Source organism: Kitasatospora sp. NPDC057198, from assembly GCF_042670125.1.
Lineage (GTDB): Bacteria > Actinomycetota > Actinomycetes > Streptomycetales > Streptomycetaceae > Kitasatospora.
In genome coordinates, this window is sequence record NZ_JBHUWH010000255.1 from 1 (window position 1) to 11066 (window position 11066).

Here is an 11066-nt window from a genome sequence, read left to right on the forward strand (position 1 = left end):
GGCCGGGGCCCCTCGGCGTCCCGCGTCGCGCGGGGCCGCCGCCGCTCGGCGCACCGACGGATCGGTACGGAAATCACGTTCCTCCGCCGCCGGAGAAGCGGAGCAGTGCGCTCCGGCGCCCCGCGGGCCCCTCGGTGGGGATGCAGACCGGTCGGCATCCCGAGCAGCACCCGACACCGCACCAGGAGACCGCAATGACCAAGCAGGAACGCGGCATCCGCTCGCGGCGGGCGATCCTGGAAGCCGCCGCCGAGGTCTTCGACCTGCGCGGCTACGACGCCGCCGGCACCAACGAGATCCTCGCCCGCACCGGCCTGACCAGGGGCGCGCTCTACCACCACTTCCCGTCCAAGGAAGCCATCGCGCTCGCCGTCCTGGACGCCCACGGCACCGGCCTGACCGTCCCCGACCACCCCAGCCGCCTGCAGTCCGTCATCGACCTGGGCTTCGCCTTCGCCGACCGCCTGCGCACCGACGCCGTCCTGCGCGCCGCCGTCCGCCTCGCCGTCGAGCAGACCTCGCTGACCCGCCCCGCCGTCACCCCGTACGAGCAGTCCCGCGCCGTCGTCCGCGCCCTGCTCGTCGAAGCCGCCGACCGCGGCGAGACCCTGCCCGGCCTCGACCCCGACGAGGCCGCCGACGTCGTCATCGCCGCCTTCACCGGCGTCCGGGTGATGTCCCAGGTCTACACCGACCGCGCCGACCTGCCCGAACGCCTCACCGCCCTGTGGCGCATGCTCCTGCCCGGCATCGCCGCCCCCGGCATGCTCAGCCGCCTGCGCACCACCCCGCCACCGCCGGAGGAGGCCGTCGCCGCTACTTCCGCACGATCGCGCTGATGATCACCACGACCAGCAGCAGGACGAACGCGCCGGTGACGATCCGCATACGAGTCTTCGGGTCCACCCTCCGAGGGTAATCGGTCGAACGCGCCGCCCCGCACACAGGTCGCCCGCCCCGACCGGCGGCCGGCCCCGCTCCCGACCCGCCGCGCCCGCCTCCGGGGCTGACCCCGGCACCGTTGGGCAGGCTAGGGGCATGCTCACCTACGACTCGAACGGCTTCCGCCTCGACGGCCGACCGCTGCGCATCCTGTCCGGTGCGGTGCACTACTTCCGCAGCCGCCCCGAACAGTGGCCCGACCGGCTGGCCGCGGCGCGCGCGATGGGTCTGAACACGGTGGAGACGTACGTGCCGTGGAACCTGCACGAACCCGCGCCCGGACGGCACACCCGGCTCGACGAACTCGGCGCCTTCCTCGACGAGGCGCGCCGCCAGGGCCTGTGGACGATCGTCCGGCCCGGCCCCTACATCTGCGCCGAGTGGGACAACGGCGGCCTGCCCGGCTGGCTCACCGCCCGGCTCGGCCGCCGGGCCCGCACCAGCGACCCGGACTTCCTCGCCGCCGTGGACGCGTTCTTCGACGCCCTGCTGCCCCAGGTGGTCGAGCGCCAGTGGGGCCGGCCCGGCGGCACCGTGCTGATGGTGCAGGTCGAGAACGAGTACGGGGCCTTCGGCAGCGACGCCGCCTACCTCGCCCACCTGGCCCGCGGCCTGCGCGAGCGCGGCGTCACCGTTCCGCTGTTCACCTCCGACGGCCCCGAGGACCACATGCTCGCGGCCGGCACCGTCCCCGGCGTGCTGGCCACCGTCAACTTCGGCTCCGACCCCGAGGGCGCCTTCGCCGCGCTGCGCCGCCACCGCCCCGAGGACCCGCCGTTCTGCATGGAGTACTGGAACGGCTGGTTCGACCACTGGGGCGGGCCCCACCACACCCGGGACGCCGCCGACGCCGCCGACACCCTGCGCCGCATCCTCGCCGCCGGCGGCTCCGTCAACCTCTACATGGCCCACGGCGGCACTAACTTCGGCACCACCGCGGGCGCCAACCACGCCGACCCGCCGTTCAACTCCACCGACTGGACGCACTCCCCCTACCAGCCCACCACCACCTCCTACGACTACGACGCCCCGCTCGACGAACGCGGCCTGCCCACCGCCAAGTTCGAAGCCTTCCGGCAGGTCATCGCCGAGTTCGCCGCCGAACACCCGGACCTCGCCCGCTACTTGGACGACCGCACCGCCGAACTCCCGCCTGCCGCACCGGTGCTGCCCGGGTGCGAGGTGCTCCTCGACGAGTACGCCGAGCTGCCGTTCGGGCCCGCCGTCCACTCCCCCGCACCACCGCTGTTCGAGGAACTCGGCCTGGAACACGGCCTGGTCCGCTACACCGCGACGCTCCCCGCGCTCAGCCCCGAACTCCCGCTCACCGTCGAAGGACTGCGCGACCGGGCCGGCCTGCGGGTGGACGGCAAACCCGTGGCCGCACTCGAGCGCGGCACCGACACCGAACCCGTCACCGCGGGCGGCGGCGCCCGGATCAGCCTGCTCGTCGAGTCCCTCGGCCGGGTCAACTACGGCCCGCGGGTCGGCGAGACCAAGGGCATCACCGGCGTCCGCCACGAACGCCAGTACGTGCACGGCTGGCAGGCCGAACCGCTCGCCTTCGACCCGCTCCCCGCTCCCGCCGCCTGGGGCCCCGGCACCCCCGCCCCCGAGACCCTCGCCCGCGGCACCCTCCACCTCGACGCTCCCGGCGACACCTTCCTCGCCGTCCCCGAGGGCGACCACGGCTACCTCTGGGTCAACGGCTTCCTCCTCGGCCGCTACGACGCGAGGGGCCCGCAACGCACCCTCTACTGCCCCCACCCCCTCCTGCACCCCGGCCCCAACACCCTCACCCTCCTGGAACTCGGCCCCACCGGCCCGTCCCGCATCCAGCTCCGCGAAGCCCCGGAGATCGGCGGCTGACCGCCCGGGAAACGTCAAACCAGGGGCGCGGAGAGATCTGCTGCGCCAAGGCGAAACCAGGGGCGCGGGGAACTGCGCGGCCAACCGAGCACGCACAGCCGGATCGCGACGCAGGACGAGAGCTTGCACTACCCCGCGATCTTGCTGGCGTGCTCCTCCCGCTTCGCGCAGTTCCCCGCGCCCCTGGTTTCGCGCTTCCGAGTCAAGTACCGAGCGGCCAGCCCTCCAGGACCGTGTAGCGGGCCGGGCCGTAGCCCGTCTCGCTGCGCATCAGCTGGATCCGGCCGGCCGCCCACTCCGTCCCGCGGAACCCCCGCATCGCGGTGGCCATCGCCCTCAACCGCCCCGGCCCGTCCGGCTTCCGGCTCCGGGTGGTGCCGGAGCGGGCGAGGGTCAGGTGCGGTTGGAAGCCGCGTTCGCCGTCCTCGACGTCCAGGGCCCGCTGGACGTCCGCCGCCAGGGCCCGCAGGGGGCCGGTCTCGCCCTCGACGCCCGCCCAGAGGGCCCGTTCGCCGAAGGTGCCGGCGCCGACCAGCCGCAGCCGGTGCGCGGGGTGTTCGCCGGCCAGGCGGGCCAGGGCTCCTTCCAGGGCCGGGACCTCGTCGGCCGGGACCTCGCCGAGGAAGGCCAGGGTGAGGTGCCACCCGGCGGGTTCGGTCCAGCGCAGCCGGTCCGCGCCGGGGAGTTCGCGCAGGGGCTCCACGGCGTCGGCGAGTTCCTGCTTGGCGGAGGCCGGAGGGTTCACGGCGACGAAGAGCCTCATCCCGCCATCCTGCCGCACCCCCCGCCGCGCCGGTCGGATAGAAAGAAGGTCATGCACATCCGTACCGGAGGACCCGACTCCGCCCCACTGCTGCTGGACCTGCTGGACGGCGCGGTCGCCCGGCTGGCCGCCGAGGGCCGCACCGGACAGTGGGGGACGGTGCCCTAGTCGCAGCGCCCGGGGGCGGCGGAGCGGGCGGCACGGGTGACGGCGGAGAACCTGGTCCTGATCGCCGAGCCGGACGAAGGACCGGACGCAGGACCGGACGGAAGGCCGGACGGAGGGCCGGCCCCCGCCCCGCTGGGCATCTGCGTGCTGGCCGACCGCGCCCCCGACCACCTCCCGCCCGCGGGCGAGCCGGAGCTGTTCGTCCGCTGGCTGGTCACCGACCCCGCCCACCGCGGGGCGGGGGTCGGTGCGGCCCTGGTCGCCGAGGCCCGCCGCCGGGCCCGCGCGCAGGGGATCGGCCTGCTGCGGGTGGACTGCTACGCGGGCGGCGACGGCCGGCTGGTCGCCCAGTACGAGCGGCTCGGGTTCACCCGTACCGCCGCGTTCACCGAGGACCGGCTGACCGGCCCGTGGCCCGGCCGACTGCTGGAGCAGCGCACGGCCTAGCGTTCAGCAGGCGGTCGCCAGGTCGTCCTTGTGCACCACCGAGAACACCCGCCCGCGGGTCCGCACCGGGTGCAGGTCCAGGTGCAGGCGCAGGCCGCTGATCCGGCCGAGGACGAGCGCGACCGCGCCGGCCGCGGCGGCGGAGACCAGGCCGCAGGCGAGCAGGCCGAGGCGCGGGCCGTACTCGGCGGTGATCCAGCCGACCAGCGGGGCGCCGATCGGGGTGCCGCCGGTGAAGACCAGGACGAGCAGGCCCATCACCCGGCCGCGCATCTCGGGGTCGGTGCCGAGCTGGAGGGCCGAGTTGACCGAGGTGTTGAAGGTCAGGCCGAAGACGCCGATCAGGGTGAGCAGCAGGGCGAAGGTCCAGTAGCCGGGGGCGAACGCGGCCAGCACCTCCAGGGTGCCGAAGGCGAGCGCGGCGAACACCAGGCGGCGCAGCCGGGGCGCGCCGCGGCGGGCGGCGAGCAGGGCGCCGGTGAGCGAGCCGACCGCCATGGCGGTGTTGAGCAGGCCGTACTCGCCCGCACCGACGTGGAAGGTGTCGTGCGCGAAGCCGGAGAGCAGGGTCGGGAAGTTGAACCCGAAGGTGCCGATGAACCCGGCGAGCACCATCGGCCAGAGCAGTTCGGGGCGTTCCCGGACGTAGCTCAGGCCCTCGCGGAGCTGTCCGCGCCGGCGGGTGATCCGCTCGACGGGGCGCAGTTCGCTGCTGCGCATGGCGAGCAGGCCGCCGATGACCGCGACGAAGGAGAGCGCGTTGACGGCGAACGCCCAGCCGCTGCCGACCGCGGCGATCAGCGCGCCGGCGACGGCGGGGCCGACCAGGCGGGCGGTCTGGAAGTTGGCGGCGTTCAGGCTGACCGCGTTGGCGAGGTCCTTGGCCGGGACCATCTCGCTGACGAACGCCTGCCGGGTCGGGTTGTCGACCACGGTAACCAGGCCGAGCAGCAGCGCGAACAGGTAGACCGCGACGGGCGTGACGGTGCCGGTGATGGTGAGCAGGGCGAGGCCGGCGGCGAGCAGGCCCATCGCGCCCTGGGTGGCGATCAGCAGGCGGCGCTTGGGCAGCCGGTCGGCGAGGACGCCGCCCCACAGGCCGAGCAGCAGCATCGGCAGGAACTGCATGGCTGTGGTGATGCCGACCGCGAACGGGCTGCCGGTGAGGCTGAGCACCAGCCAGTCCTGGGCGATGCGCTGCATCCAGGTGCCGGTGTTGGAGACCACCTGTCCGGCGAAGTAGTACCGGTAGTTGCGGATGCGCAGGGACGAGAACATCCCTCCCGGGCGGCTGAACCGGCCCGGCGAAGCGGCGGGGGTCTCCGCCGCGGTGGGATGCTCGGGGTCGTCGTCGCCGCTGCCCGGCAGGCCCGCGGGGGCGGGTGCCCGGGTCTGCGCGGCGGGGGCGCCGGTGGGCGCGGTCTCGGTGGCGGCCGCTTCGTCGGTGAGCGGTTCGTCGTGGCGCACTCCCGCGGGGCGGGTGGTCAGGCGCCGGAGGTCGGTGCGGAGGTCGGTGCGGATGGTCGCGGTGCGGATCGCGGCGGCGCGGGCGGCCGGCGGTGTCAAGGTGGTCTCCCCTCGGCGCGCCGCGGCCGGTCGTCCGGTCGCGGCGCGTTCTGCGGTGCTGGTGGGTGCTGCGGTGATGCGGTTCTCCTTCGTTCGCCCGGGACGGGTGCTGGACGGGGCCGGGTGCCGGACTGGTCCGGACCGGGCCGGCTACATGTTGGCCAGCTTGTAGAGCACGGGCGCGGCGGCCTTCAGCCGTTCCCATTCGTCCGCGTCGAGGCCCTCGGCGAGCTCGGCCAGCCAGGCGTTGCGCCGGCGGCGGGACTCGTTGAGGATCTCCTCGGCCTGCTCCGTACTGCTGACCACCACCTGCCGGCGGTCCTCCGGGTGCGGTTCGCGCCGCACCAGGCCCTTCTCCTCCAGCATCGCGATGATCCTGGTCATCGACGGCGGCTGGACGTGCTCCTTGCGGGCCAGCTCACCTGGTGTCGCCTTGCCGCAGCGGGCAAGCGTGCCGAGCACCCCCATCTCGGTGGGGCTCAGCGACTCCTCGACCCGCTGGTGTCGCAACCGTCGGGCCAGGCGCATCGCGGACGACCGCAGCTGGCTTACCGCCAGCAGGTCGCCCTCGGACATCTCGGGCATGTCATTAGACTACGTCATTACCGAGACTAAGGAAAATTGATTTCGACCACACCCGCGAAGCGGACCCGCGCGTTCGGGGGAGGCGTCAGTCCGCGCTGAGGTGGAAGCCCAGCCGGCCGAAGCGCAGCCGGTCGCCGGCCCGGACCACGGTGGCGCCGGCCAGCCGGCGGTCGTTGACGAAGGTGCCGTTGCTGGAGCCCAGGTCGTACAGCACCCAGTCGCCGCCCTCGAAGCGCAGCTCGGCGTGGTGCCGGGAGACGGTCGCGTCGCCCAGCCGGAGGTCGGAGCCGGTCATCCGGCCGATCCGCAGCAGCCGGACGCCCGGGTCGGGCAGCCGCAGCCTGGTCAACTGCTCGGCGTGCCAGGTCTGCCGCAGCCGGACCTGGAGCGCGGAGAGCCTGGCCACGCCGCGCAGCAGCGCCCGGGAGACCGGGCCGCAGGTGCGCAGGTCGTCGACCACCTCGGCGAGTTCCGCCCGGCTGCGGGCGGTCAGCACCAGTTCCATCCGGCGGATGAAGGTGTCGTGCGAGAGCCGGCCGCTGCCGACCCCGTCCCGCAGCAGCTCCAGCGCGCTGTCCCGCTCCGCCTGCGAGGGGCGGGCGAGCTGGGTGCTGAACTCCTGAGCGGCCATAGCGTGATTGTCGGGCGGCCGGTCCGCGCTGTCCAGCACACCGTCCGCCCACGGCCGGGCGGGGCCCGACTCCCCTGCGGGGCACGGGCCTTCACCGGCCCGTCCACCCCGCCCCGCACAGTCCGGAAGGCCCACCCTGCCCCGTCCCGGAAGGCACCGCCCCGGGCCGCCCCGTCCTGGAAGGATCTGGCCCAGCACCGACGACCAGCCCGGGGAGCGCCGCCATGCCCGTGATCGCCGTGACCGGGCACCTGGACCTCGCCCCGGCCACCTCACGCGCCGTCCGCACCGCCCTGGACGCGCTCCTCGACCCTTACCCCGCAGCGGAGTTGACCGGGGTCTCCTGCCTCGCGCCGGGCGCCGACACGCTGTTCGCGGACGCCGTGCTGGCCCGCGGCGGACGCCTGGTCGCCGTGCTGCCCGGCCCCGGCCACCCCGGCCCGGGGGCCACCGCCGCCGAGCGCGCCGCGTTCGACCGGCTGCGCGCCGCCGCGCACCGGGTGGTGGCGCTGCCCGCGCCCGAACTCGGCCCGGCCGCGTACGTCGCCGCCAACGAGCACCTGCTGCTGCTCGCCGACCGCCTGGTCGCGGTCTGGGACGGCGGGCCGGGCAACGGGCCGGGCGGGACGGCCGACATGGTCGCCGCCGCCCGGGCCGCCGGGCTGCCGGTGGACGTCCTGTGGCCGCCCGGTTCGACCCGCACCGGGCGCCGGGCGCCCTGAACCCCCTTACGGCTCGAGGCGGTTCGGGCCGCGGAAGAGGAACACCGCGTCCCGGATCGAGGGCAGCCCGAGGGCCAGCATCAGCACCCGGGCCAGCCCGAGGCCGAACCCGCCGTGCGGCGGCATGCCGTACCGGAAGCAGTCCAGGTACCGGCCGAGCGGGCCCTCGGGGCCGGTGTCCATGCCCTTCTCCCGGGCCTGCTCGACCAGGCGGCCGTGGCGGTGCTCGCGCTGCGCGCCGGTGGTGATCTCCACGCCCTTCCACAGCAGGTCGAAGGAGTCGGTGACCGACGGGTCGCCGGCCGACCGCAGGTGGTAGAACGGCCGCACGGACGCGGGGAAGCCCGTCACGAACACGAACTCGTGCCCGGTCTCCTCCGCCACCAGCGCGCTGAGCAGCCGCTCGCCCTCCGGGTCCAGGTCCTCCCGGACGCCCTCGGCGTCCCAGCCGGCGGCCCGCAGCCGCTTCACCGCCTCGGCCATCGTCAGCCGGGGGAAGGGCAGTTCGGGCACCACGACCCGCACGCCCCAGTGCCGCTCGATCTCCTCGCCGTGCCGTTCGGCGACCTGCTCCAGCACCCGGCGCAGCATCCGCTCCTCGAAGGACATCACGTCCTCCACGCCGTCGATCCACGCCAACTCGACGTCCACCCCGGTGAATTCGGTCGCGTGCCGGGAGGTGAAGGAGGGCTCGGCGCGGAACACCGGGCCGATCTCGAAGACCCGGTCGATGCCGCCGGCGACCGCCATCTGCTTGTAGAACTGCGGCGACTGCGCCAGGTACGCCTTGCGGTCGAAGTACCCGACCTCGAACACCTCGGCGCCGGACTCGGAGGCCGTGCCCATCAGCTTCGGCGTGTGCAGCTCCGTGCAGCCCTGCTCGGCGGCGAACTCCCGCATCGCCCGCTCGACCGTGGTCTGCACCTCGAACACCAGCCGCCGCTCCGGGCGCCGGACGTCCAGGAACCGCCAGTTCGCCCGCTGCTCCGGGCCGGTCTCCGCGCCGATCGGCAGCCCCGGCTCGGCCGCCGACACCACCTCGACCCGCTCCGGGACGATCTCCAGCCCGCCCAGCTTCACCACCGGGTTGGCCACCACCCGGCCGGTCACCACCACCGCCGACTCCACCGTCAGCCCCCGCAGCAGCTCGCCGAGCGCGTCCTCCCCTCCCCCGCGCCGGTGCGTGACCTGCACCATCCCGGTGTGGTCCCGCACCACCACGAACTGCACCTTGCTCTGCAGCCGCAGCGTGTTGACCCACCCCTTGACCGTGACCGTCCCGCCCACCGCGGACGCCAGTTCACCGACGAGGACACGCACCATGCCGAAGCAACTCCCTGGGTTGCGGACGCGTTGTTCGCGCCACGAGAAGAGCGGTAGACAGCCGCCCGAGGACGCGCCCACGCTATCCCGCCCGTCCCCGCCCCCACCTCCGGTTTTTCCCGCCCCGCCCCGGTCCGTCCCCGGTCCGTCCCCCGGTCCGTCCCCCGGACCGCCCCGGATCGCTCCGGCCCGCCCCCGAACCACCCCCTGCCCGCTCCGGGCCGTGACGGGCGGTGACCGGCCGTGACAGCCCCCGCCGGCGGCCTTACGATGGCCCGACTCCGGCGGCACCGAGCAGAGTTGACCGCCCGTCGGTTTTTCGTGCGTTCCGGGGAGGCCGCCCGATGGGCGAGGATGCGGAGAACAGGTCGGCACGGCGGGAAGAGGACCTGACCGGGCTGCTCGCCCTGACCAGGACGCTGCTCGACCCGGTGGCGCTGCCGCGGCCGTCGGCGGCCGTCCGGCTCCTGCTGGTCCTCGACCCGCTCGACCCGCCGCCCGCGGACCGGGCCGGGGCCGTCCTGGTCGCCGTCGGGACCGACCCGCGCTCGGCGGCCGCCGAGGACCTGCTGCGCGACGCGGGCGCGGAGCGGGTGGCGGCCGTGGTGCTGCGGGGAGTGGCCGACCGGGCGCGCCGGGAACTGCTGGGGGAGGTCGCGGAACGGGCCGGGACGGCCCTGCTGCTGCGCAGGCCCTGGGCGGACTGGCCGACGGTGATCGCCACCGTGCGGGCCGCCCTGGACAACCCGGCCGAGGACGACGGCAACCTGCCGGTGGGCGACCTCGGCGGCCTGGCCCGCCGGATCGCCGCCGCGGTCGGCGGGGCGGTGACCATCGAGGACCCCGGCTCCCGGGTCCTCGCGCACCACGCCGAGAGCATCGACGTGGACCGGATCCGGCTGTGGACGGTGCTGACCGGCGCCGTCCCCGAGGAGCGGCGCCGGGCGATGGACGAGGACGGCTTCTTCAGGCAGCTCTGGTCCTCGAACCAGGTCGAGCACCGCCGGCCCGAGGGGGAGGTGCCGGAGCGGATGGCCGTCGCGGTGCAGGCCGGCGGCATGCGCCTGGGCTCGATCTGGGTGGCCGCGATCACCGGCAGACCGCTGGAGGACGGCGCCCGCGAAGTCCTGGCGGCCGCCGCCCGGACCGCCGTCCCCCACCTGCTGCACCACCACACGCACCACGACGCCCGGCACGCCCTGCTGCTCGGCGCGGCCCGCGCGGTGCTCGACGGTCCGGGCTCCGGCGCCCTGCTCGCCCGCCACAGCGGCCTGCCCGCCGACGCCCGCTGCGCCGTCCTGGCCGTCGGCACGCCCGGCCCGGTCGACGAGGGCCTCCGCGTCCGGCTGGAACGGGAGGTGCGCCTGCACCGGCCCCGCCCCGGCAGCGACTACCTGGTCCTGCCCGCCGATCGCGGCGTCCTGGTCCTGCTCGGTGGCCTGGCGAAGGCCCCCGCCGACGCGCGGGCCCAGACCACCGACTACGGCATCCGGCTGTCCGAGGGCCTGTCCGCCCGGCTGGGCGTCCGGGTGGCGGTCGGCCTCGGCCCGGTCCAGGCCCGGCTGGACGACGCCGCCCGCTCCCGCCGGGACGCCGAACTCGCCCTGGGCGGGCTGCTGTTCCGCCGCGAGCGGGCCGTCCCGGACTGCGCCGCCGTCGAGCAGGTCGCCGACGCGGTCGCCCTGCGGCAGTTCATCGAGACGGTGGACGGGCTGCCGCTGCCGGTGCGCACCTCGGTGGCCCGGCTCGCCGAGGCCGCGCCCCAGAACGGCCGCCACCCGCTGGAACTGCTCTCCGCCTACCTGCGCCACGGCGAGCAGAAGGGCCCGGCCGCCGACTCGCTCGGCATGCCCCGCACCACCTTCAACAGCCAACTCGCCAAGCTGCGCGAGAACTTCGGCCTGGACACCGGCAGCGCCGACGCCATGCTGCTCGCCCGGATCCAGCTGCTGGCGCGCGAGCACCGGGCCGACCGGGGCTGACCGGAGTCGACCGGGGCCCGATCGGGGCCGACCGGCGGTGCGCGGGCACCGGATCCGCCCGTCGATCC

At 75.2% G+C, this 11066-nt stretch carries 10 protein-coding genes; 5 read left to right on the forward strand and 5 right to left on the reverse strand.

What is annotated here, in order from left to right; translation table 11 throughout:
• The first annotated feature begins 194 nt into the window (after positions 1–194).
• Positions 195–839, forward strand: a complete 645-nt coding sequence (locus tag ACFUEL_RS25295; protein WP_380239049.1) for a ScbR family autoregulator-binding transcription factor — start codon at positions 195–197, stop codon at positions 837–839.
• A 199-nt stretch (positions 840–1038) separates the two neighbouring features.
• Entirely contained in the window at positions 1039–2811 is a 1773-nt protein-coding gene (locus tag ACFUEL_RS25300) for a beta-galactosidase (protein ID WP_380239050.1), read from the forward strand.
• Between the two features lie 202 nt (positions 2812–3013).
• On the opposite strand, the gene thpR is transcribed toward ACFUEL_RS25300, so the two are convergent.
• Positions 3014–3574, reverse strand: a complete 561-nt coding sequence (gene thpR / locus ACFUEL_RS25305) for an RNA 2',3'-cyclic phosphodiesterase (protein WP_380239051.1) — start codon at positions 3572–3574, stop codon at positions 3014–3016.
• 204 nt (positions 3575–3778) lie between these two features.
• Between thpR and ACFUEL_RS25310 the strand changes: the two genes are divergently transcribed.
• Positions 3779–4189: a GNAT family N-acetyltransferase gene (locus tag ACFUEL_RS25310; RefSeq protein ID WP_380239052.1), complete on the forward strand. Its 411-nt coding sequence runs from the start codon at positions 3779–3781 to the stop codon at positions 4187–4189.
• Positions 4190–4192: 3 nt separating this feature from the next.
• Here ACFUEL_RS25310 and ACFUEL_RS25315 read toward each other — a convergent pair whose 3' ends face one another.
• The 3 genes from ACFUEL_RS25315 to ACFUEL_RS25325 form a co-directional block, all read right to left on the reverse strand.
• Entirely contained in the window at positions 4193–5755 is a 1563-nt protein-coding gene (locus ACFUEL_RS25315) for an MFS transporter (RefSeq protein WP_380239053.1), read from the reverse strand.
• Between the two features lie 150 nt (positions 5756–5905).
• Positions 5906–6340 (reverse strand): MarR family winged helix-turn-helix transcriptional regulator, encoded by a 435-nt coding sequence (locus tag ACFUEL_RS25320; RefSeq protein ID WP_380239054.1) that lies wholly within the window; start codon positions 6338–6340, stop codon positions 5906–5908.
• An 85-nt stretch (positions 6341–6425) separates the two neighbouring features.
• Entirely contained in the window at positions 6426–6971 is a 546-nt protein-coding gene (locus tag ACFUEL_RS25325; RefSeq protein ID WP_380239055.1) for an FHA domain-containing protein, read from the reverse strand.
• A 224-nt stretch (positions 6972–7195) separates the two neighbouring features.
• On the opposite strand from ACFUEL_RS25325, the gene ACFUEL_RS25330 reads away from it, so the two are divergent.
• Positions 7196–7693 (forward strand): hypothetical protein, encoded by a 498-nt coding sequence (locus tag ACFUEL_RS25330; RefSeq protein ID WP_380239056.1) that lies wholly within the window; start codon positions 7196–7198, stop codon positions 7691–7693.
• A 6-nt stretch (positions 7694–7699) separates the two neighbouring features.
• On the opposite strand, the gene aspS is transcribed toward ACFUEL_RS25330, so the two are convergent.
• Positions 7700–9016 carry an aspartate--tRNA(Asn) ligase gene (aspS, locus tag ACFUEL_RS25335; protein ID WP_380239057.1) on the reverse strand — a complete coding sequence of 439 codons (1317 nt, stop codon included), beginning with the start codon at positions 9014–9016 and terminating at the stop codon, positions 7700–7702.
• A 344-nt stretch (positions 9017–9360) separates the two neighbouring features.
• On the opposite strand from aspS, the gene ACFUEL_RS25340 reads away from it, so the two are divergent.
• A complete protein-coding gene (locus ACFUEL_RS25340; RefSeq protein ID WP_380239058.1) occupies positions 9361–10998 on the forward strand; it encodes a helix-turn-helix domain-containing protein in 1638 nt (545 codons plus the stop codon).
• Positions 10999–11066 lie beyond the last annotated feature (68 nt).